The organism is Paeniglutamicibacter sp. NPDC091659 (assembly GCF_044756805.1).
In the GTDB taxonomy this organism is placed as follows: Bacteria; Actinomycetota; Actinomycetes; order Actinomycetales; family Micrococcaceae; genus Paeniglutamicibacter.
This window is the reverse complement of the sequence record NZ_JBIVTO010000005.1, coordinates 226,332-251,522: the sequence shown is the minus strand read 5'-3', so window position 1 is coordinate 251,522 and position 25,191 is coordinate 226,332. Positions and strand designations below refer to the sequence as shown.

General features: G+C 69.7%; 19 protein-coding genes. 3 read left to right on the top strand and 16 right to left on the bottom strand.

Translation table 11 applies throughout. The features are described 5' to 3' along the window. Nucleotides 1-39 precede the first annotated feature (39 nt). Both rplU and ACIQLF_RS11605 read right to left on the bottom strand, forming a co-directional pair. Entirely contained in the window at nt 40-348 is a 309-nt protein-coding gene (rplU, locus tag ACIQLF_RS11610) for a 50S ribosomal protein L21 (protein WP_400298464.1), read from the bottom strand. 195 nt (nt 349-543) lie between these two features. Next, nucleotides 544-3,978, bottom strand: a complete 3,435-nt coding sequence (locus tag ACIQLF_RS11605) for an Rne/Rng family ribonuclease (protein ID WP_400298298.1) — start codon at nt 3,976-3,978, stop codon at nt 544-546. A gap of 558 nt (nt 3,979-4,536) precedes the next feature. Between ACIQLF_RS11605 and ACIQLF_RS11600 the strand changes: the two genes are divergently transcribed. Continuing rightward, nucleotides 4,537-5,172 carry a vitamin K epoxide reductase family protein gene (locus ACIQLF_RS11600; RefSeq protein WP_400298296.1) on the top strand — a complete coding sequence of 212 codons (636 nt, stop codon included), beginning with the start codon at nt 4,537-4,539 and terminating at the stop codon, nt 5,170-5,172. Continuing rightward, entirely contained in the window at nt 5,165-5,563 is a 399-nt protein-coding gene (locus ACIQLF_RS11595; protein ID WP_400298294.1) for a DUF2809 domain-containing protein, read from the top strand. Before ACIQLF_RS11600 ends, ACIQLF_RS11595 begins: the two co-directional genes overlap by 8 nt. A 94-nt stretch (nt 5,564-5,657) precedes the next feature. On the opposite strand, the gene ndk is transcribed toward ACIQLF_RS11595, so the two are convergent. From ndk to ileS, 4 genes are all read right to left on the bottom strand, one after another. Then, nucleotides 5,658-6,074: a nucleoside-diphosphate kinase gene (gene ndk / locus ACIQLF_RS11590; RefSeq protein ID WP_400298291.1), complete on the bottom strand. Its 417-nt coding sequence runs from the start codon at nt 6,072-6,074 to the stop codon at nt 5,658-5,660. A gap of 71 nt (nt 6,075-6,145) precedes the next feature. Then, entirely contained in the window at nt 6,146-6,589 is a 444-nt protein-coding gene (locus ACIQLF_RS11585) for a DUF4233 domain-containing protein (RefSeq protein WP_400298288.1), read from the bottom strand. Nucleotides 6,590-6,592: 3 nt separating this feature from the next. After that, a complete protein-coding gene (locus ACIQLF_RS11580; RefSeq protein WP_400298285.1) occupies nt 6,593-7,954 on the bottom strand; it encodes a bifunctional folylpolyglutamate synthase/dihydrofolate synthase in 1,362 nt (453 codons plus the stop codon). After that, entirely contained in the window at nt 7,951-11,256 is a 3,306-nt protein-coding gene (gene ileS / locus ACIQLF_RS11575) for an isoleucine--tRNA ligase (protein ID WP_400298283.1), read from the bottom strand. The genes ACIQLF_RS11580 and ileS overlap by 4 nt, the downstream gene beginning before the upstream one ends. A 701-nt stretch (nt 11,257-11,957) precedes the next feature. Between ileS and ACIQLF_RS11570 the strand changes: the two genes are divergently transcribed. Then, entirely contained in the window at nt 11,958-13,712 is a 1,755-nt protein-coding gene (locus ACIQLF_RS11570) for a DUF222 domain-containing protein (protein ID WP_400298280.1), read from the top strand. Nucleotides 13,713-13,897: 185 nt separating this feature from the next. Here ACIQLF_RS11570 and ACIQLF_RS11565 read toward each other — a convergent pair whose 3' ends face one another. The 10 genes from ACIQLF_RS11565 to cysD all read right to left on the bottom strand — a co-directional run bounded on the left by ACIQLF_RS11565 (nt 13,898) and on the right by cysD (nt 25,156). Continuing rightward, a complete protein-coding gene (locus tag ACIQLF_RS11565) occupies nt 13,898-14,281 on the bottom strand; it encodes a DUF898 family protein (RefSeq protein WP_400298277.1) in 384 nt (127 codons plus the stop codon). A 118-nt stretch (nt 14,282-14,399) separates the two neighbouring features. Beyond that, on the bottom strand, nt 14,400-16,124 hold the full coding sequence (locus ACIQLF_RS11560; RefSeq protein WP_400298275.1) for an alpha/beta hydrolase: 1,725 nt from the start codon (nt 16,122-16,124) through the stop codon (nt 14,400-14,402). A 25-nt stretch (nt 16,125-16,149) separates the two neighbouring features. Continuing rightward, entirely contained in the window at nt 16,150-16,926 is a 777-nt protein-coding gene (locus ACIQLF_RS11555; RefSeq protein WP_400298272.1) for an SDR family oxidoreductase, read from the bottom strand. Between the two features lie 73 nt (nt 16,927-16,999). Further along, complete coding sequence (locus ACIQLF_RS11550; protein WP_400298269.1) at nt 17,000-18,499, bottom strand: FAD-dependent oxidoreductase; 1,500 nt, start codon at nt 18,497-18,499, stop codon at nt 17,000-17,002. Nucleotides 18,500-18,574: 75 nt separating this feature from the next. Next, nucleotides 18,575-19,843 (bottom strand): uroporphyrinogen-III C-methyltransferase, encoded by a 1,269-nt coding sequence (gene cobA, locus ACIQLF_RS11545; protein WP_400298266.1) that lies wholly within the window; start codon nt 19,841-19,843, stop codon nt 18,575-18,577. Between the two features lie 56 nt (nt 19,844-19,899). Further along, entirely contained in the window at nt 19,900-20,889 is a 990-nt protein-coding gene (locus ACIQLF_RS11540) for an ABC transporter permease (RefSeq protein ID WP_400298263.1), read from the bottom strand. After that, complete coding sequence (locus ACIQLF_RS11535; protein WP_400298261.1) at nt 20,879-21,601, bottom strand: ABC transporter ATP-binding protein; 723 nt, start codon at nt 21,599-21,601, stop codon at nt 20,879-20,881. The genes ACIQLF_RS11540 and ACIQLF_RS11535 overlap by 11 nt, the downstream gene beginning before the upstream one ends. Further along, entirely contained in the window at nt 21,598-22,728 is a 1,131-nt protein-coding gene (locus tag ACIQLF_RS11530) for an ABC transporter substrate-binding protein (protein WP_400298258.1), read from the bottom strand. Before ACIQLF_RS11530 ends, ACIQLF_RS11535 begins: the two co-directional genes overlap by 4 nt. Before the next feature lie 50 nt (nt 22,729-22,778). Beyond that, on the bottom strand, nt 22,779-24,203 hold the full coding sequence (locus ACIQLF_RS11525) for a sulfate adenylyltransferase subunit 1 (RefSeq protein ID WP_400298255.1): 1,425 nt from the start codon (nt 24,201-24,203) through the stop codon (nt 22,779-22,781). Beyond that, complete coding sequence (cysD, locus tag ACIQLF_RS11520) at nt 24,203-25,156, bottom strand: sulfate adenylyltransferase subunit CysD (protein WP_400298252.1); 954 nt, start codon at nt 25,154-25,156, stop codon at nt 24,203-24,205. The genes ACIQLF_RS11525 and cysD overlap by 1 nt, the downstream gene beginning before the upstream one ends. Nucleotides 25,157-25,191 lie beyond the last annotated feature (35 nt).

The following is a 25,191-nucleotide window of genomic DNA, read 5'->3' as shown; positions in this document are numbered from 1 at the left end:
CTACCTTCAGGTATTGAGAATTCTTGGAATCAACCGCAATTAAGCGATCGAGGTGACCTTGACCTTGGTCAACATAGCGCGGAAACCCTGGCGCTTCTTGTAACCGGTCTTGTTCTTGTACTTCTGGATGACAATCTTCTGGCCGCGAAGGTTCTCAATAACCTCAGCGGTCACCTTAACCTTGGCCAGCTCGTCAGCTGCGGAAGTTACCTTCTCGCCATCTACCAGCAACAGGGCCGGCATTTCAATGGAGGCGCCTGGGGCAGCCTTCAGGCGATCAAGGGTAACGAGGTCTCCAACAGAAACCTTTTCCTGGCGGCCGCCAGCGCGGACAATTGCGTACACCACGTGGGTACTCACTTCTACTCGACGTTCAATATGTCTTGCTGCGCATCACTACCTCAAATACTAACGAGGATTGCGCTGTGCTGGCACGCCGAGCGGAAGAATCCGATAGCTGGCGTTCGCACCGAGGATCCAGACTACGCTAAAAAGCGCTGCTGGGGCAAATACAACTTACCCCAGCAAGTCGTCAAGACCCAATTATTTCAACTCGTTGACCGGTACCCCGACACCCAGCATAATCGGCGCATTGGCGTCGTTTAGGGGCTGAGCGGCCTTTGGGATATCTGCCAACGAAGCAACATGGGCAGAACCCGGTGTTGCAAGCGTGTCCGATGCCACAGAAACTGCGGCGTCGGACCCGCCCTGCGGGCTCGTGGCACGGCGGCTGCGCTTGACGCGCGCCACCGGCTCGATACCCGAAGTCTTAGAGGTCGCCACAACGGCCTTCGTCTCCGAAGGTGCTGCGGCGGAAGCCTGGCCTGCCACGCCGGAGACGACCGGTGCAGCCTGTTCAGGGGCCGGGGTAGCCTGCTCCGGCACAGTGGCCTTAGAACGGCTCTTGCGGCGGCTACGGCTGCGCGGGGCACGGGTGGCGCCTGCGGCGTCCTCATCGGCCTCCGCGACCGGGGAATTGTCAGGAAGCGCTGCTTCCAGGTTCTCCAAGGTCAGCTCCGGGGCCGAAGCCTCGGAACCGGCACGGCGGCGGCGTGCGTTCGGCACGACAACCTGCTCCCCACCCACGGTCAGCGTGGCGCCGGCGGCCTCGGCCGCGGCATCCTCGTGTTCGTGTGCGGCGTGCGCGGCGGCGGCGATGTTGGCAAAGGCGGTGCGAGCCGCGGTTGCCTTGGCCTCGTTGGCCTCCGGCTCCACGGCATGGACCTCGGCTGCAGCCTCGGCGATGTTCTCCGCAGGGGTCGGCTCGTCGGAGGCACGGTTGCGGCGGCGGCGCTCGGCACGCGAAGGCTTCTCCTGGCCGCGGCTCACCGCTGCATGCGATTCGCCGGCGGAGTTGAACGCACGGCGGTGCTCAACGGGCTCGTCGTGGGTGATCACGCCGCGGCCGTTGCAGGCCTCGCAGTTCTCGCCGAAGACCTCAAGCAGGCCGGTGCCCATGCGCTTTCGCGTCATCTGGACCAGGCCCAGCGAGGTCACCTCGGCAACCTGGTGCTTGGTGCGGTCGCGGCCCAGGCATTCGACCAGGCGGCGAAGCACCAGGTCGCGGTTGGACTCGAGCACCATGTCGATGAAGTCGATGACGATGATGCCGCCGATGTCGCGCAGGCGCAGCTGGCGCACGACCTCCTCGGCCGCCTCCAGGTTGTTCTTGGTGACGGTTTCCTCGAGGTTGCCGCCGGAGCCGGTGAACTTGCCGGTGTTGACGTCGACAACGGTCATGGCTTCGGTGCGGTCGATGACCAGCGAGCCGCCCGAGGGCAGGAAGACCTTGCGGTCAAGCGCCTTGTGGATCTGCTCGTCGATGCGGAAGGAACCGAAGATATCCTCGTTGCTCTCCCACTTTTCCAGGCGCGAGATCAGGTCCGGGGCCACGTAGGTCACGTAGGCCTCGATGGTGTCCCATGCCTCGTTGCCGGAGACGATCAACTTGGTGAAGTCCTCGTTGAACACATCGCGGACGACCTTGATGGTCAGGTCCGGTTCGCCGTAGAGCAGTTCCGGGGCCAGCGTCTTGGTGGACGTCGAGGCGGCCTCGATGCCTTCCCACTGGGCGCGCAGGCGGTTGATGTCGTTCATCAACTCTTCCTCGGAGGCACCCTCGGCCGCGGTGCGGACGATGACGCCCGCGTTTTCCGGCAGGTGGTCCTTGAGGATCTTCTTCAGGCGGTTGCGCTCCACGTCCGGGAGCTTGCGGGAGATGCCGGTCATCGAGCCACCCGGCACGTAGACCAGGTAGCGGCCCGGCAGGGAGATCTGGCTGGTCAGGCGGGCGCCCTTGTGGCCCACCGGATCCTTGGTGACCTGCACCAGCACGGTGTCCCCGGACTTCAGGGCATGCTCGATGCGGCGCGGCTGGCCGTCGAGGCCCGCGACGTCCCAGTTGACCTCGCCGGCGTAGAGCACGGCGTTGCGGCCGCGTCCGATGTCGACGAAGGCGGCTTCCATGGAAGGCAGCACGTTCTGCACCTTGCCGATGTAGACGTTGCCGATCAGCGAGTCCTGCTGGGTCTTGGAGACGAAGTGCTCGGCAAGGATGCCGTCCTCCAGGACACCGATCTGGATGCGGTCCTCGCGCTGGCGCACGATCATCTGGCGGTCGACGGATTCGCGGCGTGCGAGGAACTCGGCCTCGGTGATCACCTGGCGGCGGCGGCCGGACTCGCGCGAATCGCGGCGGCGCTGGCGCTTGGCCTCAAGGCGGGTCGAGCCCTTGACGGCCGTGACCTTGTTGGACATGACCGAATCAAGGGAGGTGCGCGGTGCGCGAACTCGGGTGATCGTGTTCGGCGGATCGTCCTGCTCGCCACCGGCAAGTTCAAGGTCGGCCTCGCCGCGGCGGCGACGGCGACGACGACGCGAAACGACGGCGTCCCCATCGGACTCGTCCTCGTCGGTGTCGACGCCCTCGGCGGCTTCGCCCTCGGCGCGGGTGCGGGTACGCGAACGGCGATTGCGGCGGTTGCCGGCCGAATCCTCCTCCTCGTCCTCATCGGCAGCAACCGGTGCGACCGCGGAAAGGTCGGGAGCCTGGAACAGCACGGAGAGCGCCATTTCCGGGATCGCGAACGGGTCGGTGATGCCGGCGGATTCGGTTCCTGCGGTGGCCATGGCCTCGGCGGCGACGGCCTCGACGATGCTCTCGGCTTCGGCCGGGGCTTCGGCAACAACTTCTTCGGTTGCAGGTGCCTTGGCCGAACGCGAGGAACGGGTCGGACGCTTGCGCGCCGTCTTGGCAGGCGCCTCTGCGGGAGCTTCGACGGTTTCGGCCGGGGCCTCCGCCACTACGACAACTTCTTCGGCCGCTTCGACAACCGGTGCGACAACAACGGCTTCTTCGACGACGGTTTCTTCAACAACGGGTGCCTCGACCACGGGAGCAGCAACGGCGGCTTCCTTGACCGGGGTGCCGGCGGCGTCGCCGGCGGGTGCCGAGGCGCGGCGGGAGCGTGAACGGGTCGGGCGCTTGGCCAGGGCCTTCGCTTCGGCCTTCTCCTCGACCTGCGCCGGGACGGTGGCCGGGGCTTCGGCGACGGGCTCGGCGGCGGATGCCGCAACCGGGGCAGCTTCAATGAGGCCGACCGGGGCTTCGGCGCTGGCCACCGGGCTGGTGACGGCCGAGGTGGCGCGGCGCGGGCCGCGCTTGGCCGGGGCCTTCTTCACGGGGGCGGCGACGGCCGCGGTCTCGACGACCGGCGCCGCGGCCGAGGCCTCGGTCTTGGCCGCCGGGCGGCGGCGTTCCTGGGTGGTGCGTGCCTGGGCGGTGCGTGGCGCAACATTGGCGCGGGTGTTGCGGGTTGGTGCCGCCGCCGCGTCATTGAGTTCGGCGAGGGTCATCGCACGGCGCACCGGGCGGGCCGGGACCGTGGGTTCGCTGGAGTTGTTGCGCGGGCGGCTGGTGCGGGCTCGTCCCTTGGGGGCCTGACCTGACGTCTTTGATTCGTCGCGATTTGTTGCCATGTTAAAAGAGTGCTCCTCATGGATCGGCTGCTCCCACAGATAGCTCGCCGAGCCTTGGTTGGTTCGCAGTAACCGGGCCGGTGTGGCCGCGTGTCCTAGCGGAAGTCGTGTGCTCGTCTTGCAGGGTACGCCAACCATTGTGGGGCGCGGCATCCGGCAAAACCAACGGCGCTTTTCCAAACAAGCCGCTTTTTGTTGCGGCGACCAAATCGCGGTATTCGCTCAGACCTTCGTATAGGCGGTCTCTACGCAGCAGATGCATCGCAATCGGGCTTGAAAGCCTGTCGTTGGGTTGAAAGCAGACTGTGGATCCGCGAACAACCACTGCAATTGTCTCATACCGTGGAACTCCGGCGGACCCATCTGCGCATTTCGGCGCGCTCGGGCATGTCGAGCAGCCCACGGATCCCGCCTTCGGCCCCGTTGGCGACTCCGCCTTGACATGCGGCTTGCCGCGCCCGGGGGCCGGTTTGCACGGTTTCGACCACTAGACTTCAAGCATCGGCGCGGCTTTGCCGGCGCCGCCGGACCACTGCAGGAAAACCAAGGGAGTTATTGATGAGCACGTCCCGAGCCGACGCGGACTCGACAGACATCGACGAGGCAGGCCTACCGGCGTTGCGGAGGGCCAAGCCCTTCGGGCTCTTCCTTGTGCTCACCGCAGGCGTCGCCTGGATCGCCTCCGGCATCCTGGTGCTCGAACGAGTGGCCCTCTACAAGAACCCGGACTACGTGACCAGTTGCGACATCAACCCGTGGGTCTCCTGCGGCACCGTCATGAAGTCCGCCCAGGCGGCACTGCTGGGTTTCCCTAACCCGTTTCTGGGCATCGTGGGCTTCGGCATCGTCATCACGATCGGCATGGCACTGCTGGCCGGGGCCCGGTTTGCCCGCTGGTACTGGCTGGGGCTGCAGGCGGGCGTGACCCTGGCGATGGTCTTCATTATCTGGCTCTGGTCCCAGGCCCTGTACGAGATCAACGCCCTGTGCCTGTACTGCATGGTGGTATGGACGATGATGATCCCGATGTTTATGTTCACCACGGCCCGCAACGTGGCGCACGGCGTGATCCCGGCCCCCGCGGGCCTCAAGAGGTTCTCCGCCGAGTGGACGTGGGTGCTGACGATCGTGCTGCTGATCCTGACGGCCGCCAGCGTCGTCCTTCGCTTCCCGCAGGCGTTCTTCGGTGGCTGACCCGCGGGCACGCATGAGGCGGCTGGCCGCGGGGCTGCTGGTTGTGCCGGTGGTTGTGCTGGGCCTGGGCGCCAGATTCCTTGGCGCGGGGCCGGCTGCGGACCTCTCCGGCGGGGTTCTCTACGCGGTGCTGGTCTATGTTCTACTGGTGTTCCTGCGTCCGCGCGCCGCACCCTGGTCCAACGCGGCGATCGCCCTGGCCTTCTGCGTTGCGATCGAACTGCTGCAGATCACCTCGATCCCTGCGACGCTTGCCGCGGCGTTCCCGCCGATCCGGCTGGTGCTCGGGTCCACCTTTGTCCCGCTGGACCTGCTGGCCTACGTGATCGGCGCGGGGCTGGCGCTCGGCATCGATTCGCTCATCGGATCCGTGCGGGCCGCCAAGGAGTAAATCCCGTCCGGATACGCCAAGGGCCCGGCACCGCTCCCCCGAAGGGGATGAAGGTGCCGGGCCCTTGCGTTTGGCCGATGAGGCATCGGGCCGCTTAGGCGAACCAGATGCCGATCTCGCGGGCGGCGGACTCGACGGAGTCCGAACCGTGGACCAGGTTCTGCTGGACCTTCAGGCCCCAGTCGCGGCCCAGGTCGCCGCGGATGGTGCCCGGGGCTGCGGTGGTCGGGTCGGTCGTGCCGGCCAGCGAGCGGAAGCCGGTGATGACGTTGTGGCCCTCGGCGATGATGGCCACGACCGGGCCGGAGAGCATGAACTCCACGAGCGGCTCGTAGAACGGCTTGCCCACGTGTTCCTCGTAGTGCGCCTCGAGCAGTTCGCGGGTCGCGTGGACCTGCTTCAGCTCGGCGATTCCGTAGCCCTTGGCCTCGACGCGGGCGATGATCTGGCCGGTCAGCTGGCGCTTGACGCCGTCCGGCTTGATGAGGATGAGGGTGCGTTCAATGGTCATGAAGCTGCTCCTGTCACGGGTAAGTGGTGCAAAAAACGGTGTTTGGTACTGATTCTACGGTTGCGCGCGGGCTACGAAGCGTCTGGCTCCGGGTGCGCGGCGTCCCACTCGGCCTGTTCCCTGGCACGACGCGCGGTCTCCACGTCCATCGAGTGCCCCTTGGTCACGGCGTACCACCAGGTTGCGGCGAACAACAGGCCGATGACAAACATCTCCGGCATGAGGAACCCGGTCAGGATGAAAACGAGCTGCAGTCCCCAGCCGATGGCGTATCCCAGCGGTTTTTTCAGCAGGGCGCAGGTGAAGATGCAGGCCAGCGCCAGCACGGAGCCCGCCCCGAGCGCCAGCACCGGGCTGGTGGTCTCGCGATGAAGCCCCGAGTAGGCCAGCGCGACGAAGAACGCCAGGAAGGCCTCCAGGGTGAGCACCGTTGAGGCGAACATCACACGGGTGGAGCGGGGCTTTTTCGGCTGGCCCGGGCGCCATTCACGCTGCGCCTTGGTCATTTTTGCCATGTCCTACTTTCCCCCCATCAGCATGCGGGTCTCCCCGATCAGCGTGATGGATCCGGTGACGAGCACGCCGCCGCCGAAGTCCTCGCTGTCCTCCGCGCGGCCGACTGCCCATTCCAGGGCGTCGTCGAGGCGCTCGGTGACAAAGAGGTCCTCCTCGTTGAAGCCGGCCTCCAGCGCCATTCCGGCCAGTTCGCCGGCGGGGATGGCGCGCGGGGAGTTGGACTGCGTGATGCAGATGTCCTCGACCAGGTCGATGTACTGCTCGCGCAGCTCGGCGAGCATGGCCGGGGCGTCCTTTTCGGCGAGGATGCCGATGACAAGCACCAGCTTGGAGAACCCGAAGGCCTCCTTGACGGCCTTCGCCGAGGCGCGGATGCCGTCCGGGTTGTGCCCGGCGTCGAGCAGCACGCTCGGGGCGGTGCGGATGACCTCGAGGCGGCCCGGGCTGGTGGCGGCGCCGAAGCCCTCCATGACCAGGTCGTGGTTCAGCTCCGTCGCACCTCCCCCGATGAACGCCTCCACTGCGGCCAGCGCCACCGCGGCGTTCTGCGCCTGGTGTTCGCCGTGCAGCGGCAGCAGGATGCCCGGGTAGCGCCCGGCCAGCCCCTGCAGGTCGACCTGCTGGCCGCCCACGGCGACGATGCGGTTCTCGACGCCGAATTCGATGCCCTCGAACTTGTAGGGCACCTCGAGCTCGCGGGCGCGGTCCAGCAACACCTGCGCGGCGTCCGCCGGCTGGGCCGCGGAGACCAGGAAGCCGCCGGGCTTGATGATGCCGGCCTTCTCCTGCGCGATCAGTTCGGTGGTGTCACCCAGCAGGTCCGTGTGGTCCAGCGAGATCGGGGTGATCACGGAGACCTGGCCGTCACCGACGTTTGTCGCATCGGTGATGCCGCCCAGGCCGACCTCGATGATCGCCACGTCCACCGGGGCGTCGGCGAAGATCGCGAAGCCCAGGACGGTGATGGCCTCGAAGAAGGTCATCCGGTTCTCGCCCTTGGCCGTGAGCTCGTCGTCGACGATCTGCAGGTAGGGGGCGATCTCGTGCCAGATCCGCACGAACGTCTCGTCGTCCACCGAATCGCCGTCGATCGCGATGCGCTCGGTAACCGAGGTCAGGTGCGGCGAGGAGTAGCGGCCGGTGCGCAGGTCGTGGGCGCGCAGCAGCGACTCGATCATGCGGGCCGTGCTGGTCTTGCCGTTGGTGCCTGTCACGTGGATGATCGGAAACGCCTTGTTGGGCTCCCCGAGGATCTCCATGGCGCGGAACATCGGCTCCATGCGCGGCTCGATCTTGTTTTCCGGTGCGCGTGCCAGCAGTTCGGCGTAGACGCCCTCTACCGTGTACTTGCCGTAGGTGCTCACGTGGTGGGTCCCATTTCTTTACCGGCGGCCTCGGCGGCCGCCACGGTTTCGACGAATACGCTCACGGGCGTTCCGTCCTCGGCGGTGTGCAGCACCAGGCCCGTGCTCAGGGTCTCGCCCTTGATCAGCTCGGCATTGGCGTGCAGCGCGGCCACGGTGGCCGCGTCGGCGGTGATCTCGGTGCGGATGCGGTCCCCGACCAGCAGGTCGGCGTCCTTGCGGGCGGACTGGATGGCGCGGATCATGTCGCGCGCGGTTCCCTCCGCGGCAAGCTCGGGCGTGACCTCGGTGTCGAGCACCAGGAAGCCGCCGCCGGGCAGCACGGCCGCGGCGATCTCGTTCTCGCCCTCGGTGGCGGCGACCACGGTCTCCAGCGTGTACTCGTGGGGCTCGAGGTCCAGACCGCCGGCGGTGACGGTTCCGGAATCGGACACCGACCAGTCACCGGACTTGGCGCCCTTGATGGCCATCTGCACGTTCTTGCCCAGGCGCGGGCCTGCGGCGCGGGCGTTGACGACCAGCTGCTGGCTGATGCCGTACTCCGCGGCATTGGCCTCGGCGGCGTCGAGCAGCGTGATGCTGCGCAGGTTCAGCTCGTCGGCGATGATGGTCGCGAACGTGCCGGTGAGCGCGGCGGCGTTCGGCGCGGCGACGGTCATGCCGGCCAGCGGCAGGCGCACGCGCAGGTTCGCGGCCTTGCGCAGCGAGGAACCGACCGAGGCGATCCGGCGGGTGGCCTCCATCGCGGCAACCAGCTCGGTGTTGTGGCCGAACAGGTCCGCGTCCGGCCATTCGGCCAGGTGCACGGAGCGCCCGCCGGTGAGCCCGCGCCAGATTTCCTCGCTGGCCAGCGGCAGCAGCGAGGCGCTCACGCGGGTGAGGGTCTCCAGGCAGGTGTAGAGCGTGTCGAACGCGTTGGTGTCCTCGTCGAAGAAGCGCTGGCGGCTCCGGCGCACGTACCAGTTGGTCAGCGTGTCCATGTACTGGCGGATGGTCTCGGCGGCCTCGGAGATGTCGTAGGCATCGAGCTTCGCGGTGGTTTCGCGGACCAGGTCGCCGGTGGCGGCGAGCATGTACGCATCCAGCGGGTCCTCGGAGGTGTAGGACAGCTTGGCCTGGTAGCCGGCGCCGTGGTTCGCGGCGTTGGTGTACAGGCAGAAGAAGTGCCAGACGTTCCACATGGGCAGCAGCACCTGGCGCACGCCCTCGCGGATGCCCTGCTCGGTGACGACCAGGTTGCCGCCGCGCAGGATCGGGGAGGCCATCAGGAACCAGCGCATGGCGTCGGAGCCGTCGCGGTCAAGCACCTCGTTGACGTCCGGGTAGTTGCGCAGGGACTTGGACATCTTCTGCCCGTCGGAGCCCAGCACGATGCCGTGGCTGATCACGTTCTTGTACGCGGGGCGGTCGAAGAGCGCGGTGGAGAGGATGTGCATGGTGTAGAACCAGCCGCGGGTCTGCCCGATGTACTCGACGATGAAGTCCGCCGGGTGGTGGGTGTCGAACCAGTCCTTGTTCTCGAACGGGTAGTGCGCCTGGGCGTAGGGCATCGACCCGGAGTCGAACCAGACATCCAGCACGTCCTCGACGCGGCGCATGGTGCCGGCGTCGGCGCAGCCCTCGTGGGCCTTGACCAGGTCGTCGATGAACGGGCGGTGCAGGTCCGGCTGTCCCTCGTGGTTCAGCGGCAGGCGCCCGAAGGCGGCCTTGATCTCATCGAGCGAGCCGAACACCTCGCGGTGGGTGCACTCCTCGCCGTCGCATTCCCACACCGGGATCGGGGAACCCCAGTAGCGGTTGCGGGAGATCGACCAGTCGCGGGCGTTTTCCAGCCACTTGCCGAACTGGCCGTCCTTCACGTTCTCCGGGATCCAGTTGATCTGCTGGTTCAGCTCCAGCATGCGGTCCTTGATCTTGGTGACCTCGACGTACCAGGAGGAGATCGCGCGGTAGATCAGCGGCGTGCGGCAGCGCCAGCAGTGCGGGTAGGAGTGTTCGAAGGAGGCCTGCTTGATCAGGCGCGCGTCGTTCTTGAGCAGGTTGGTGATGGCCTTGTTGGCGTCGAACACCTGGACGCCGACGATCTCGGCCAGCTCCCCGCCCTTGAACAGCGGCAGGAACTTGGCGCCCTCGTCGACCGAAAGGATCACCGGGATGCCGGCGGCCTCGCAGATCTTCTGGTCCTCCTCGCCGTAGGCCGGGGCCTGGTGGACGATGCCGGTGCCGTCGGTGGTGGTCACGTAGTCGGCGACCAGCAGCTGCCAGGCGTGCGCGGTGTTGTACGTCTCGACGTCGGCGAAGGTGCCCCAGAGCGGCGCGTACCTGATGCCGGCCAGGTCCTTGCCGGTGAAGCGCTTGGTGATGGCTTGCTTGGCGGCGGCCGCGTCGGCGTAGCCCAGATCCTTGGCGTAGGCGCCGACCAGGTCCTCGGCGAGCATGAAGTCGCCGGTGGCGTTCGACGCCTTCACGCCGTTTTCGCCGGCGGGCAGCACGGCGTAGAGAACCTCGGGGCCGACGGCCAGGGCCATGTTGGTGGGCAGGGTCCACGGGGTGGTGGTCCAGGCCAGCGCCTGGACGCCCGCGAGTTCCTTGGAGATTGCGGTGTCGCCGGCGAGCAGCGGGAAGGAGACGGTGACGGTCTGGTCCTGGCGGTCCTTGTAGACGTCGTCGTCCATGCGCAGCTCGTGGTTGGACAGCGGGGTCTCGTCCTTCCAGCAGTACGGCAGCACGCGGAAGCCCTGGTAGGTCAGGCCCTTGTCGTGCAGCTGCTTGAAGGCCCAGATGACCGATTCCATGTACTCGACGTTCAGCGTCTTGTAGTCGTTCTCGAAGTCGACCCAGCGCGCCTGGCGGGTGACGTAGTTCTGCCACTCGTCGGCGTACTTCATGACCGAGCTGCGGCAGGCGTCGTTGAACTTGTCGATGCCCATGGCCTCGATCTGCACCTTGTCGGTCATGCCCAGCTGCTTCATGGCCTCGAGCTCGGCCGGCAGGCCGTGGGTGTCCCAGCCGAAGCGGCGCTCCACGCGGGATCCGCGCTGGGTCTGGTAGCGGGCGACCAGGTCCTTGACGTAGCCGGTGAGCAGGTGGCCGTAGTGCGGCAGGCCGTTGGCGAAGGGAGGGCCGTCGTAGAAGACGAACTCGTTGGCGCCGTCGACACCGGCATCGCGGGCGTCGATGGAGGCCTGGAAGGTCGAGTCGTTCTTCCAATAGGAAAGGACCCGCTCCTCGATCTCCGGGAAACGGGGAGAGGACGGCGTGGTGCCGTGCGGGTCGGTCGAGGCCTTGGGGTAGCTGGTCATCTGCGGCAGTCCTGGGATCGGTGGCGCACACTCGCGCCGGGCTTCATCCAACACAGGGACGACGACGGAGCAATTGGTCACTCCACGTCGCGGTACCACCCCGCTTGCCCTCTCCGCCCGGTGTCCCGGGCCGGATCCGGCCGCTCATTGACTGCTGTGACGGGCTTACCCGCTCGGTTCTACTGGGTCAGCCCGCCGTGCGGCGGGATGGCCGTTCTTCCGAGGACTCACCGGTGATGGCCGGGTCGACGTCGTGTTGATCCAAGTCTAGCGCGACGAGGCGCCGAAGCTTCAACCCGGCGGGCTCCCGGCCCGGCCCCACCGGGCCCGGCTATCCTTGTCCGAAGCACCCGACCCCCGCCGCACCCGCCGCTCCCCTGCCGCGCCGCCGGACCCGGGCCGCCGGCATCGGCTGGGTCCTGCTCGTCCCGGTGCTGTTGCTGCTGGGGCTCCGGCTCACCGCGCGATCGGCAGTACAACCCCGGCATCGTGATCGACCATGTGCTCACCTCCGCCGACGTGGCGACCTGCGGCTACGCCACCGCGCGGATCCCCGGCAGCGACCACGCGGCCGTGCTGGTGACGCTGGACTTCGGCTGAACCTCGACAGAGCCGGGCGGCCCGAGCAATCCCAGGGCACTTATCCACATTCCCTACGGCGGCTCCCCCGCGGAGGCATGCCATCGTCCATGCTTGGTGCCATGACCACCCAGCAGGAAGTCACCGGAATCGTCGTGGCTGCCATCGACTCGATCGTCTGCGGGCACCCGGACCGGGATGCCGACGACGACGGGATGCGGCTGCTCGCCGTCCTGAAACCGGTGTTCCGGGTGATCCTCGACAGGGCTGCGGCGTCCGTCGGCCCATCGCAGGTCCGTGCCGCGGCATTCATTGCGCTCACCGAGGACTTCTACCGCATCAGCGGCTACGGGCAGGTCCTTGCGGCGGCCCGCGCCACCGACGCCCGGTTGCATACCATCACCGAAGCCCCGCTGGCCGAAGTGAACGAACTGCTCGCCGACCCCGCCGCCTTCATGGCAGGAGAACGCGACCTTCCCGCCGATGCCGCCAGTGTTCCCGGGCGCAAACCGCTGTACCGCGACGAGGCCGAGTTCCTCAAGACCCAGCAGAACCTCACGCATTTCCAGGCCCTGCACCGCGTGGAAACGGCGGCAAACTTGCTTCCCCGCCCCGGTTTCAACGGCCGGGCACTCCCGCCGAAGTTCCCGCAGCTGGGCAAGATTTTCAGCGACGCGACTGCCGATCCGCGGACGGTGGCGGGCCTGGCGAAGAAGCTGGAGGCGATGGGCCCGGAGATCGGCAGGCAGCCGGACCCCGATGCCGTCACCCGCCAATTCGAGGCCGAGCTCGCGGCGGCGGCCGGCACCCGCAACGCACAGGGCACCGCAACGCTGCTCAAGGACCAGGCCCGGCGGCTCGATGCCGGCGCCGTGAATCGCCGCGAGGAGAACGAATCGATGTTCATCGGCGCGTTCTACCTGGGCCACACGCACAAGGGCTACGAGTACAGGGTCATCACCAACGCCGAGGGGCACGAGCTGCTGGCCACTGCCGCCGACATCCTCAACAACCCCAAAACCCGGGCCGGCACAGCACTGGCGGGCACGATTCCCTTGCCGGCGCCGGGCTCCGGCACGCCGCCGCGTCCCATCCCCGAATGGGCGATCGACCCCGCGACGCCGGCGGACCGGCGCCCGGTCGAGGGATTCGGCGACGCGGCCGACCCCCGAACCGGGGCGGCGGCGCTGGAACCCGGCGTCGAACTGCAGCCCGGGGAAACCCTCGACCAGGCCTTTGCCCGGCAGCGCGCGCAGCGACTGCACCAGTTTGTGCTCGACTCGATCCGCATCGTCACCACGTCCGCCCCCGCCCGCGGCAAGAACAAGGGCGTGGATGTGGAGCACGGGAAGGCAAGCGAGGAACAGATGCCGATGCTTCCGCACTTCACCCTCGCCGTCACCATCGATTTCGAGTCGCTGGTCGGGGATCTTGAAAACGCGGGGGTCACGGACCACGGCCAGGACATCTCCGCATCGAACTGCCGGCGCATCGCCTGCAATGCGGGCATCGTCCCGCTGGTGCTCAACGGCGACGGCGTCCCGCTGGAGCTGGGACGGACCCGGCGGTACTTCAACCGCGCCCAGCGCCGCGCCATCGCCGTGCGGGACAAAGGATGCTGCAACCCGGGGTGCTCGATGCCGGTGAACCGGACCGAGGCGCACCACCTCGACGAGTGGAACGCCGGAGGCAGGACAGATGTATCCCGCGGCTGCCTGCTCTGCGTGCGATGCCATGTGGCCCACCACGCCGGGCACTTCCGCGTCGTGATGTTCAAGGGGCTGCCCCACGTCATCCAGCCGAAATCTGTGGACCCGTTGCAGATACCCAGGCGCAACTGGATCTTCCACCCCGCCGCCCAGCCCCTGGCCGCCTGAACCCCGCACCGGATGGGCTCCGCATGCTCCCGCCCCGGCCCCCTGTCAGGCCCGGTCGCGATCTCGCCCGCCGCGCACCCGTTAACGCAGCAAACCCGCAAGAACGCCTGACCTGGATCGGCCAGACATTCTTGCGGGTTCGGGATCCCGGCGCCGTTTCCGGGCGGCCGTTCCGTGCCAGGGGGTTAGCCCAGCACCGTGTTTTCGATTTTCCACGCGCTCAGCCGCGGGTACACCCAGAACGAGTAGATACCCAGCGTGATGATGCACAGCAGGAACCACTTGATCCACAGGCCGAAGATGCCCCAGCCGGTCCCCGTGAACTGCATGGGCCGCCCCAGCAGGAACGTGTTTTTCGCGCGCCAGCGCTCCACCAGGACCACCGCGAACGGGTAGCAGATCCCCAGGGTCATAATCGTGATCAACAGCCCGAGGATCTGGGTGCCGAACCAGGTCGCCGCGCCTCCGCGGAACTGGAACACCGCTGTGCCCGGCGGCAGGGCTCCGACCTGCTGCATTCCCGTCGGCGCGCCCGGCATCGGCGGATAATTGTCTTTGTTGATGCTCATGCTCATGTGTCCCCCATAATGTGTAGTGGTTTTGGTGCGTAGCGGTTTTGCAGGCCGGTCAACACTAGACCGCCGCTCCGACGGCTCGGACATCGGTGGCCCTTCCGCGCCGGTGCCGCTACTCCCAGATCGGATCGTGCGTGTCGATGCGTTCGATGACCGACTGGATCGAGGCCAGCTGCGCGTCGCTGCGCCCGTGGCCGGGCAGCACCTGCGCCCAGCCGTCGACCGCGACGTCCCCGAAGTTGTGCCCGTGGCTCGGCGGAACCGCCTCGCTGACCAGCATGTCCGTGACCAGGTGCAGGAACGTGACGCCGGGGATCCAGCGCATCGAATCGCTCACGTCGGCGCCGCGGCCGCCCGAGGCCGCGGGCCCGGCCAGCCACTCGGGGCGCTGGAGGATCACCGCGGGGTCGAGCCAGGTGATCGGGTCGGTGGCATGCTGCAGGTAGCCGATCCGCGGCTGCTGCCACGAACCGCCCAGCGCGGCGAAGTCGCCCGGCTTGGACTGCCAGCGCACCTGTTCCCCGCCCCGGTAGACGGGCTGCCAGACGGGGCTGCCCGCATCGCGGTTCGCCAGCAGCCCGCGCCAGGGTTGCGAGTTCGCCGGCGGGCCGGTGAACAGCGCGGCGTCGGTGCGGGCCAGCAGGTCATCGAGATTCCCGAAGCTGCCGGCCATGCCCTGCGCCCCGAGGCTCAGTCCGTAGACCGCAAGCTTCGGCCGCTTTCCTTCCGGCAGCTGCTGCCAGCGGGCGTGGACGGCGTCGAAAAGCGCCCTGCTGGACTCGGCGGAAAGGTCCGGGTCGAACAGGAAAGACACCCAGCTGGGTTGGTATGAGTACTGCATCGAGGCGGTGGCGGTGTTCCCGCCGTACAGGTATTCCAGCGAGGCGATGGCCTGGGGCTCGAGCCAGCCGGAGCCGGTGGGCGTGGCCACCAGCAGCACGTCGCGGTCGAAGCCGCCGGTGCGGACCAGTTCCTCGACGACCAGCGCCGCGCGTGCGCTTGCATCCGCGCCCTGGGACAGTCCGGCATAGACGCGGACCGGTTCCAGGGCGGGGGCGCCGGTGACCTCGGCGATGTGTGCCGCGCTCGGACCGCCGCCGGCGAAGGCGCGGCCCTGCCGGCCCAGCCCGTCCCATTCGACGACGGATCCGGGCCCGCCGGAGCGGCCGGCAAGGACCGGCTGCACGCTGCCGGCCAGTGTTTCCGCATCGCGATCGGCATAGATTTTTCCGACCGCGGCGAGCCCCGCTCCGGTCAGCCCGGCAACGAGCGCAAGGATGGCAACCACTCCGGTGGCCCTGGACACCCGGCGGCCGGTGCGCACCGAACCGCCGCGACGCATGGTCCTGCGGTAGGCCATGCGGCGAAGCGCTGCGACGCCCCTGGCGATCGCGTAGAACACTCCCATGGTCAGCACCATGGCGGCCAGGAACGCCGTGTGCCCGGCGCCGTCGACCGGCGGCATGTCGACCAGGGACCGCACGTCGTTCTGCCAGGTCACCACCAGGGCGGCGTACCCCGCGACGTAGGCCGCCAGGACCAGCGCCACGGCGGCGCGAACCAGCGCCAGGGTGCGCCCGGACCACGGCCGTGGCGGGGTTTTCTCGGTATCCCCGGCGGGCCCCTTGGATCGCGCGCGGATCCTGGACCAGAGCGCACGCAGCGCGTTGCCCAGCTGGAAGCCGACCATGAACCACAGCCCGGCCAGGAACCCCTGGAACACCGTGGGCCGCGGCACCAGCGACGGGGTCAGCGCCAGCGACGCAAGCGCCAGCCCGCAGAGGATGTTGGCCAGGTGCGCGTCCAGGTAGGCGGCGGCGCGGCGAAATGGGTTCACGATGGCGTTGTTCCGATCCGGGCGGCTAGGAGTCTTTGCGCAGCAGCTTGTGGTTGGCTGCCTGCGCCACCGGGCGGATCACGATCTCGTCGAGGTTCACGTGGTGCGGCAGGTTCACCGCGTAGCTGACCACCTCGGCGACGTCGGAGGCCAGCAGCGGCTTTTCCACGCCGCGGTAGACGGCCTGGGCCGCCTCCGCGTTCCCGCCGAGGCGGCGCAGCGCGAATTCCTCGGTGTGCACGAGTCCGGGCAGCACCTCGATGACGCGGATGTTGTTCTCGACCTCTTCCAGGCGCAGCGCCTGGGTCATCGCGCGCTGGGCGGCCTTGGCGGCGTTGTAGCCGGAGCCGCCCTCGTAGCTGGCAAGCGCGGCGGTGGAGGTCAGGTTCAGCACGGTGCCCTCGCCGTGGGCGCGCAGCATCGGCAGGAAGGCGCGGGTCAGCTTCATGGTGCCCATGACGTTGACCCGGAGCATGAAGTCCCAGTCCTCGTTTTTCGCGGCGCCCAGGTAGTCGGCGCCGCGCGCTCCGCCGGCGATGTTGATCACGGTGTCGATGCCGCCGCCGGCCTGGACCGCGGCGAGCAGCGTCGCGACCTGCGCGTCGTCGGTGACGTCCGCGGGAACGGCGATGGCGCCGGTTTCCTGGGCCAGGGCCGCGAGGCGTTCGGCGCGGCGGGCGACGGCAAAGACCGTCCAGCCCGCGGCGCACAACGCGCGCACCGTGGCCTCGCCGATTCCGGTGGACGCGCCGGTGACTACTGCTGCATGCGTATTGGGTGCATGTGAAATCTGTGGTGACATGCTCAAATTCTAGCCAGTGCGGGGCCGGGCGCGAGACCGGACCCGCACGGACAGGTCAACCAGGTCGGCCGGCTCAGCCGCGGGACGCCGCCGGCTCATCGACCCCGCGGGACACGGCGACCATCTCGGCGCGGTCCACGACCTTGACGCGTTCGCGCGCCACCGGGCCTTCGTGGGTCGGCGCCGGGTCGGCCGCCGCACCGAGCGCCTGCTCGTGCGCATCCAGCGCAAGCCAGCCGTCCCACGTAGTGTAGGCGACGTCCTTGGCGGCCAGCAGGGCGGGCACGGCCTCGGTCGCGGGGTTCGCGGCCACCGGCAGCTCGTTCAGGTCAGCGAGCAGGTGGGCGATGGTTTCGGCGGCGTCGGACTTGGTGTGGCCGATCAGGCCGACCGGGCCGCGCTTGATCCAGCCGGTCGCGTAGAGCCCCGGCACCTGGGTGCCGGCGGCGTCCAGCACCTTGCCCTCGAGGTTCGGCACGGTGCCGGTGCGCCCGTCGTACTCGATCTCCGGCAGCGCCGAGCCGAAGTAGCCGATGGCCCGGTAGACGGCCTGCACCGGGTAGTCGACGAGCTCGCCGGTGCCGCGCGCGTTGCCGGTGCCGTCGAGCTCCTGGCGCTCGAACCTGATGCCGCTGACCTTGCCGTCGGTCCCGGTGACCTCCACCGGGGAATGCAGGAAGTGCAAGTGGAGGCGGCGGCGCGGGCGGCCGGACTCGGTGCCCTGGGCGGCCTCGCCGCGTTCCTCGCGCTCCTCCTGCTCGATCAGCCAGTTGGTGAGCGTGCCGACCATGGTCTTGACCTGGTTGTTGGTCTTGATGGCGGTGTCCGAGGCCGCGTCGAACTCGAAGTCCTCCGGGTAGAGCACGATGTCCACGTCGTGGCTGTGCGAGAGCTCGCGCAGCTCCAGCGGGGTGAACTTGACCTGGGCGGGTCCGCGGCGGCCGAAGACGTGCACGTCGGTGACCGGGGATTCGGCCAGGCCGCGGTACACGTTCTCCGGGATCTCGGTGACCAGCAGGTCCTCGGCGTGCTTGGAGAGCACGCGGGCCACGTCGAGGGCCACGTTGCCGTTGCCGAGCACGGCGACCTGCGTGGCCTCGAGCGGCCAGCTGCGCGGCACGTCCGGGTGCCCGTCGTACCAGGAGACGAAGTCCGCGCCGCCGTGGGAGCCGTCCAGCTCGATGCCCGGGATGTTCAGGTCCGCGTCGTTGATGGCGCCGGTGGCGAAGATGACCGCGTCGTAGTGCTCGCGCAGCTCCGCGATCGTGAGGTCGGTGCCGTAGTCGACGTTGCCGAAGAAGCGGATGTCCCCGCGGTCCAGCACCTTGTGCAGGGCTTTCACGATGCCCTTGATCCGCGGGTGGTCCGGGGCGACGCCGTAGCGGATCAGGCCGTACGGTGCCGGGTAGCGGTCGAAGAGGTCGATCGCGAGGTCGAAGTCGCGCTCCGCCTTGGTGAGGATGTCCGCGGCGTAGACGCCCGCGGGACCGGCGCCGATGATGGCAACGCGCAGCGGGCGGGCTGCGAAGGCGGCGGGCGTGCTCACGGGGGCCGGCGTGTTCTTCTCTGTCATGGGGGTCCTCCTGGGGGTGTAGCTGTCTTGGTGGTGTTCTGTGGGGCTGGCGGACTGCTCCGCCGACGGGGTTTCTCAGCCGACGGGCTGCAGCTGCCGGGCGCGGACGGGCAGGACACCGGCGGCCGGTGCCAGGGCTGCGGCGGCGTGCGGGCTGACCCTGACCACGTCGCCGATGACGATCACCGCCGGGTTGGCCACGCCGATGCGTTCGGCGGTGGCGGCGATGGAGTCCAGCCGGTCGATCGTGATGCGCTGGTCGGGGCACCAGCCGCGCTCGATGATCGCGACCGGGGTGGCGGCGGGCAGCCCGCGGCCCAGCAAGGTGGCGGTGTTGCGCGCCAGCCGGGCCACGCCCATGAGCAGGACCAGGGTGTGGTCGGGGCGGGCCGGCAGCTCGGAGAGCTCCTCGTGCCCGGTGGCCATCGAGAAGCCGGTGGCCACCCCGCGGTGCGTGACCGGGATGCCGGCCGCGGCGGGCACGGAGATGGCACTGGTGACCCCGGGGACCACGCTGACCTCGACGCCGTGATCCCGGCAGTACGCGGCTTCCTCGCCGCCGCGGCCCAGCACGAACGGGTCGCCGCCCTTGAGCCGGACCACGCGGTTGCCGGCCCGGGCCTCGGCGACCAGCACCGCATTGATCTGGTCCTGGGTGGCCAGGTGGTCGCCCGGGGCCTTGCCGACCTCGATGATGCGCACGGACGGGTCGAGCTCGTTGAGCAGGTCGCGCGGGCCGAGCCGGTCGGCGACCACCACGTCGGCGGCGGCCAGCAGCCGGCGCCCGGTGACGGTGATCAGCCCGGGATCGCCCGGGCCCCCGCCGACCAGGGCCACGGAGCCGGCGCCGGAGCGGCGGCGGCGCAGCGGCAGCAGCCCGGTGTCGGCGGCAAGCGCGATGGCGTTGCGCAGCCCGGCCGCTCGGCGCGGATCCCCGCCGGCGGTGACCGCCACGGTGGTTCCCTCCCCGGTCCGCGCGACGGCGGGGGTCCAGGCGCTGGAGGCCGCGTGGTCGGAGGCGTTGACGCACCAGGTCTGCCGTGCGTCGGCGTCGGCCGAGACCCTCGCGTCGAGCGCCTTGTTGCCGGTGGCGGTGTGGGCCAGCCACATGCCGTCCAGGTCCCCGGGCTCGTAGCCGCGGCGCAGCCAGATAAGCCGGCCCGCGGCCGCGGCCTCCGCGACCGGTTCGACGGCCTCCGGCGCGATCACTGTGATCTTCGCACCGGCCTCGAGCAGCTGGTCGATGCGGCGTGCGGCCACCTTTCCGGCGCCGACGCAGAGCACGTCCTTGCCGGCCAGGCGCAGGGCCAGCGGGTGGATGGGTGACTCCTGGGGTGTTGTCATGGCCTGCTCCTTCGGGTGGAAGTTCGGGTGTGTGTCGTTGGGCGGGGTCGGGCGGTTCATCGTCCGGCTCCGGGAGCCAGGCCGCGACGGCGCAGCAGCCTGCGTTCCAGCGGGGCGAAGACCAGCAGCTCGATGACGATGCCGACCACCAGGATGGCCAGGATCGCGCAGGCGACCACCGCCATCGAGGACAGGTCGCGGCCCTGCTGCAGCAGCGAGCCGAGGCCGAAACCGATCGACCCGCCGACGGCGATGATCTCCGCGGCCATCAGCGAGCGCCAGGAAAACGCCCAGCCCTGCTTGAGCCCGGCCAGGTAGCCGGGCAGCGCCGCGGGCAGCACGATCCGCAGCAGGCCCTGGACGCGGCCGGCCCCGAGCACCGTGCCGAGCCGCCGGTACTGCGGCGGGACGGTGTCGACGCCGGAGAGCAGCCCGTTCACGATCGAGGGGGTGGCGCCCATGACGACCACGAAGTAGACGGTGGCGTCGGTCAGGCCGAACCAGATGATGGCCGCCGGCACCCAGGCGACGGAGGGCAGCACCTGCAGGCCGGAGACCAGCGGGCCCACGCCGCGGCGCAGCACCGGGGAGGCCGAAAGCAGCAGCCCCAGCGGGGTGCCGATGGCCAGGGCCAGCAGGAAGCCGAGCACGCCGCGCTGCAGCGAGGTCGCGACCGCCTCGGCCAGCCGGCCGTCGGCGGCCAGCCCGGCGGCGGTGCCCAGCACCTCGAGCGGCCCGGGGACCAGGTCCACGCGCGGGGAGGCGAACCAGGCGGCCAGTTGCCAGAGGCTCAGCAGGCCGGCCAGCGTGCCCAGCGGCAGCAGCACCCGCGTGGCGGCGGGCCGCCGCACGGGGGCGGTGTCCTCCTGCAGGTGGTCCAGTCCGGCCTCGAGTTCCTTCAGGTTGTCGACGGGCTTGCCTGCGGTGGCGTCGTTCGGGTTGTCGAGCTCGTTGTCGAGCTCGTTGTCGAGCTCGTTGTCGAGCTCGTTGTCGAGCTGGTTGTCGATCGCGGCAGCGGCAGCGGCAGTGCTGGGGCTAGTGTGCATGGTGGCGGATCTCCTCGCGCAGACGCTGGGTGATGTCTTGGGTGAGTTTCGCGGCCGCGGCCGGGTCGGTGCGCACCGACTCGTCGATCTCCCACTCGGCGGCTACGCGGCCGGGACGGGACGAGAGCAGCAGCACGCGCTGGCCCAGCCGCACGGCCTCGCGGACGTTGTGGGTCACGAACACCACGGTGCGCCGGTGGGCGCGCCAGAGCCGCTCGAGCTCGTCGTGCAACAGGTCGCGGGTGATCGCGTCCAGCGCGGCGAACGGCTCGTCCATCAGCAGCACCGGCCGGTCCTGCCCGAGCGCGCGGGCCAGCGAGGCGCGCTGGCGCATGCCCCCGGAGAGCTCGTGCGGGCGCTTGGCCCCGGCGTCGCCCAGATGGACCAGCTCCAGCAGCCCGTCGGCCCGCTGGCGGCGTTCGGCGCGCGGGATGCCGCGCAATTCCAGGGCGAGTTCGATGTTGGCGCGGGCGGTGAGCCAGGGCAGCAGCGCGGCGTCCTGGAACATGAACGCGGCGCCGGCCGCCGGGACGCTGACGGATCCGGCCGTGGGCGGCTCGAGCCCGGCGATGATGTTCAGCAGCGTGGATTTGCCGCAGCCCGAGGCCCCGAGCACCGCCACGAACTCGCCCTCGGCGATCACGGTGCTGATGCCGGAGAGCACGGGCGCCGCGCCGTAGTCCTTGGAGAGGTTCTCGATGACGATGCTCATGCCCCGGCCCCCGCTCCTGCTTCGGTCCGTGCCGCGCGGGCCCGGTCCAGGAACGCGGTGTCCACCAGCCCGTCGAGACTCGCCGGTTCGGCCAGGGACGCGGCGACGGCGTTGGCCTGCAGGCGCGGGTAGGCGCCGGCCAGCGGGTCGGCGGTGAAGGCCAGCTTGCCCAGCGCGCGTTCCAGCACGGCCGGGGACAGCGCGGCGCCGGCGAGCTGCTCCAGCTGGGTGTTCAGCGTCTTGACCAGCTCGGGTCGCTTGGCGGTGTTGATCCAGTCCAGCGCCGCCAGGTGCCCGCGCAGCAGGGCGTCGACCGTCGCCGGGTGGCGGGCGGCGAAGTCCGGGGAGACGGCGAGCACCGTGGTGGGGAACTTGCCCGGCGCGCCGGTGTCCTTCCCGTCCCACAGGTCGGCCTCGTCGACGAGCACGCGCGCCCCGGCCTCCAGCACCAGGCGGGAGGACCACGGCTCGGGCAGCCAGGCGCCGTCGATGGTCCCGGCGCGGAAGAGCTCCAGGGTCTGCGCGTTGGCCGTCGGGGTGATGGAGACCTCCCCGCCGCGCAGGTCCGTCTTCAGCCCCCGGGCCGCGAGCCAGGTGCGCAGCGCGACGTCCTGGGTGCCGCCGAGCTGCGGGGTGGCCAGCGTCTTTCCGCGCAGCGCGGCGGCGTCGTTGATTCCGGCACGGACCACCAGCTGGGCGCCTCCCGCCGCGGCGCCCGCGACCACGCGCAGCCCGCGCCCGCCGCTGGCGGTGAACGCGGCGATCGCCGGGTTCGGTCCCAGGTAGGCGGCGTCGATGGCGCCGGCGTTCAGCGCCTCGACGGCTTCCGGCCCGGCCCCGAAGATGCTGGTTTCCAGCGCGGTGCCGGAGCCGGCAAGCTCGCGGGCGAACAGCCCGTTGGCGGTGCCGACGTGCGCCGGGGCGTGCGTGAGGTTCGCGAAGAAGCCCAGTCGCAGGGCGGCGGCCGGCGCTGCGGGCGCCGCCGTTGCCGCCCCGGGCCGCGGCACCGTGGTGGTGGCCGCGGCACCGAGCACCAGCAGGCCGAGCAGGCCCGTGCCGCCGGCGAGCAGCGCGCGACGGCCGGGGCCGGGGTGCGGGGGCTCGGCGGTGTACCTGATGGTGTCCATGGTCGGGTTTCCTTAGTTCTCGGTGTCGGTTCTCGGTGTCGGTTTTCGGTTTAGTGCTCGGCGTCGGCTTCGGCGGCCCGTTCGGCCACCAGCCCGGCGGCGAGCGTGTTGCCGGACTGCGGGTCGATCACCAGGAACGCCCCGGTGCGGTGGTGGCGCACGTACTGCTCGGTGGGCAGTTCGCCGGCGAGCCGCAGCTGCACGGTGCCGATGTCGTTCAGTTCCAGGCTGGCCGCGGGCAGCAGCCCGAAGTCCTCCAGGTCCAGCGCCCCGACGATGTCCGTCACCCGGGCGCGAACCGTGGCGGTGCCGTGCTTGATGAGCACCGTGGCCCCCGGGAGCAGCGGCGCGGCCGCCAGCCAGCACAGCTGGGCGGTCAGGTCGGCGGAGGACTCGGGCAGCGTGCCGGCCGCGGCGATGGTGTCCCCGCGGGCGATGTCCAGCTCGTCGGCAAGGCGCAGCGCCACCGATGCCGGCGCCGCGGCGAATTCCAGTTCGACCCCCGCGGCATCGATCCCGGTCACCGTCGTCTCCCGGCGCGGGGCGCCCGGGGAGGCGATGGTGACCGCGTCGCCCACGGAGATCGAGCCCTCGGTGATCGCCCCGGCGTAGGCGCGGTAGTCGCGGAACTGACCGGCGTCCAGTCCCGGGGCGAGCGCGCCCTGCGGCCGGAGCACCAGCTGGACCGGGAAGCGGAAGGCCTCGTGGCTGATTCCCTCCACGCCGCGTGCCTGCTCGTCGCGGGTCGGCAGGGACTCGAGCAGCCCCAGCAGCGTGTGGCCCGTGTACCAGGGGGTGTGCGCCGAGCGTTCCACCACGTTGTCCCCCACCAGCGCGGAGACCGGCAGGGTGTGCGGCGCCGGCAGGCCGAGCCCGGCGGCGACGCGCGCCACGTCGGCGGCGATGTCGGCGAAGCGGTCCCCGTCGTAGTCGATCAGGTCGATCTTGTTCACCGCGACGATCACGTGCGGCACCCGCAGCAGGCCGATCACGCCCAGGTGCCGGCGGGTCTGTTCGAGCACCCCCTTGCGGGCGTCGATCAGCACGATCGCGGCGTCGGCGGTCGAGGCGCCGGTGACGGTGTTGCGGGTGTACTGCACGTGGCCGGGGCAGTCGGCCAGCACGAAGGAGCGCTCCCCGGTGCTGAAGTAGCGGTAGGCCACGTCGATCGTGATGCCCTGCTCGCGTTCGGCGCGCAGGCCGTCGGTGAGCAGCGCCAGGTCCAGCGTGCCGTCCCCGCCGCCGAAGCCGCTGGCTTCCGAGGCCCGGGCCAGCGCGTCGAGCGTGTCCGCGAGCACCGCCTTGGCGTCGTGCAGCAGCCGCCCGACCAAGGTGGACTTGCCGTCGTCGACGGAGCCGGCGGTGGCGAAGCGGAAGAGCCCGCGGTTGCCCAGTGTGTGGGCGGAGGCGGTGTGGGCGGAGGCGGTGTGCGCGCCGGCTGCCGGCGTGCTGGTTTCGAGGTTCGTGGTGCTCATTAGAAATACCCGTCCTTCTTGCGGTCTTCCATGGCCGCCTCGGAGATGCGGTCATCGGCGCGGGTTGCCCCGCGCTCGGTCAGGGTGGTGGTGGCGACCTCGCGGATGACGTCCGCTGTCGTGTAGGCGTCGGAGAGCACGGCACCGGTGCAGGACATGTCCCCCACGGTGCGGTAGCGCACGGTGCGCGTCGTGACCTGCACGCCGGCGCCGGGCTGGCTGAACTCGCCCACGGCCCGCCACATGCCGGAGTGCTCGAAGACCTCGCGCTCGTGGGCGTAGTAAAGGGGGGGAAGCGCGATGTTCTCGCGTTCGATGTAGCGCCAGATGTCCAGCTCGGTCCAGTTGCTGATCGGGAAGGCGCGCACGTGCTGGCCCGGGGTGTGGCGCCCGTTGTACAGGTTCCACAGCTCGGGGCGCTGGTTGCGAGGGTCCCACTGGCCGAACTCGTCGCGCAGGGACAGGATGCGTTCCTTGGCGCGCGCCTTGTCCTCGTCGCGGCGCCCGCCGCCGAAGAGCACGTCGAAGCGGTTGGCGGAGATCGCGTCCAGCAGCGGGGTGGTCTGCAGCGGGTTGCGGGTGCCGTCGGCGCGCTCGGTGAGCCGGCCGTCGTCGATGTAGTCCTGCACGCTGGCGACCACCAGGCGCAGGCCCAGCCTTTCCACGGTCTCGTCGCGGAAGGCGATGACCTCGTCGAAGTTGTGGCCGGTGTCCACGTGCAGCACCGGGAAGGGCACGACGCCGGGCCAGAAGGCCTTGGTGGCCAGGTGAAGCATCACCACGGAGTCCTTGCCGCCGGAGAACAGCATGGCGGGGCGCTCGAACTCCGCGGCGACCTCGCGCAGGATGTGGATCGATTCGGCCTCCAGCGCGTCGAGCACGTCGGTGCCGGGCGTGCCGGCGGTCGTTGCGGGGCCGGGCCGCGCGGGGGCGGCGGTCGTGGTGGCGCTCATCTGTGGCTCCTTCGTCGATTTCGTCGGTGTGGTTC

What these genes read in the sequence shown, in the direction of transcription:
- ACIQLF_RS11530 (WP_400298258.1), bottom strand. Translation starts at nt 22,728, where the DNA reads ATGGACACCATCAGGTACACCGCCGAGCCCCCGCACCCCGGCCCCGGC.
- ACIQLF_RS11535 (WP_400298261.1), bottom strand. Translation starts at nt 21,601, where the DNA reads ATGAGCATCGTCATCGAGAACCTCTCCAAGGACTACGGCGCGGCGCCC.
- ileS (WP_400298283.1), bottom strand. Translation starts at nt 11,256, where the DNA reads ATGACCAGCTACCCCAAGGCCTCGACCGACCCGCACGGCACCACGCCG.
- ACIQLF_RS11570 (WP_400298280.1), top strand. Translation starts at nt 11,958, where the DNA reads ATGACCACCCAGCAGGAAGTCACCGGAATCGTCGTGGCTGCCATCGAC.
- ACIQLF_RS11555 (WP_400298272.1), bottom strand. Translation starts at nt 16,926, where the DNA reads ATGTCACCACAGATTTCACATGCACCCAATACGCATGCAGCAGTAGTC.
- ACIQLF_RS11585 (WP_400298288.1), bottom strand. Translation starts at nt 6,589, where the DNA reads ATGGCAAAAATGACCAAGGCGCAGCGTGAATGGCGCCCGGGCCAGCCG.
- cobA (WP_400298266.1), bottom strand. Translation starts at nt 19,843, where the DNA reads ATGACAACACCCCAGGAGTCACCCATCCACCCGCTGGCCCTGCGCCTG.
- ndk (WP_400298291.1), bottom strand. Translation starts at nt 6,074, where the DNA reads ATGACCATTGAACGCACCCTCATCCTCATCAAGCCGGACGGCGTCAAG.
- ACIQLF_RS11525 (WP_400298255.1), bottom strand. Translation starts at nt 24,203, where the DNA reads ATGAGCACCACGAACCTCGAAACCAGCACGCCGGCAGCCGGCGCGCAC.
- ACIQLF_RS11550 (WP_400298269.1), bottom strand. Translation starts at nt 18,499, where the DNA reads ATGACAGAGAAGAACACGCCGGCCCCCGTGAGCACGCCCGCCGCCTTC.
- ACIQLF_RS11565 (WP_400298277.1), bottom strand. Translation starts at nt 14,281, where the DNA reads ATGAGCATCAACAAAGACAATTATCCGCCGATGCCGGGCGCGCCGACG.
- ACIQLF_RS11600 (WP_400298296.1), top strand. Translation starts at nt 4,537, where the DNA reads ATGAGCACGTCCCGAGCCGACGCGGACTCGACAGACATCGACGAGGCA.
- ACIQLF_RS11540 (WP_400298263.1), bottom strand. Translation starts at nt 20,889, where the DNA reads ATGCACACTAGCCCCAGCACTGCCGCTGCCGCTGCCGCGATCGACAAC.
- cysD (WP_400298252.1), bottom strand. Translation starts at nt 25,156, where the DNA reads ATGAGCGCCACCACGACCGCCGCCCCCGCGCGGCCCGGCCCCGCAACG.
- ACIQLF_RS11605 (WP_400298298.1), bottom strand. Translation starts at nt 3,978, where the DNA reads ATGGCAACAAATCGCGACGAATCAAAGACGTCAGGTCAGGCCCCCAAG.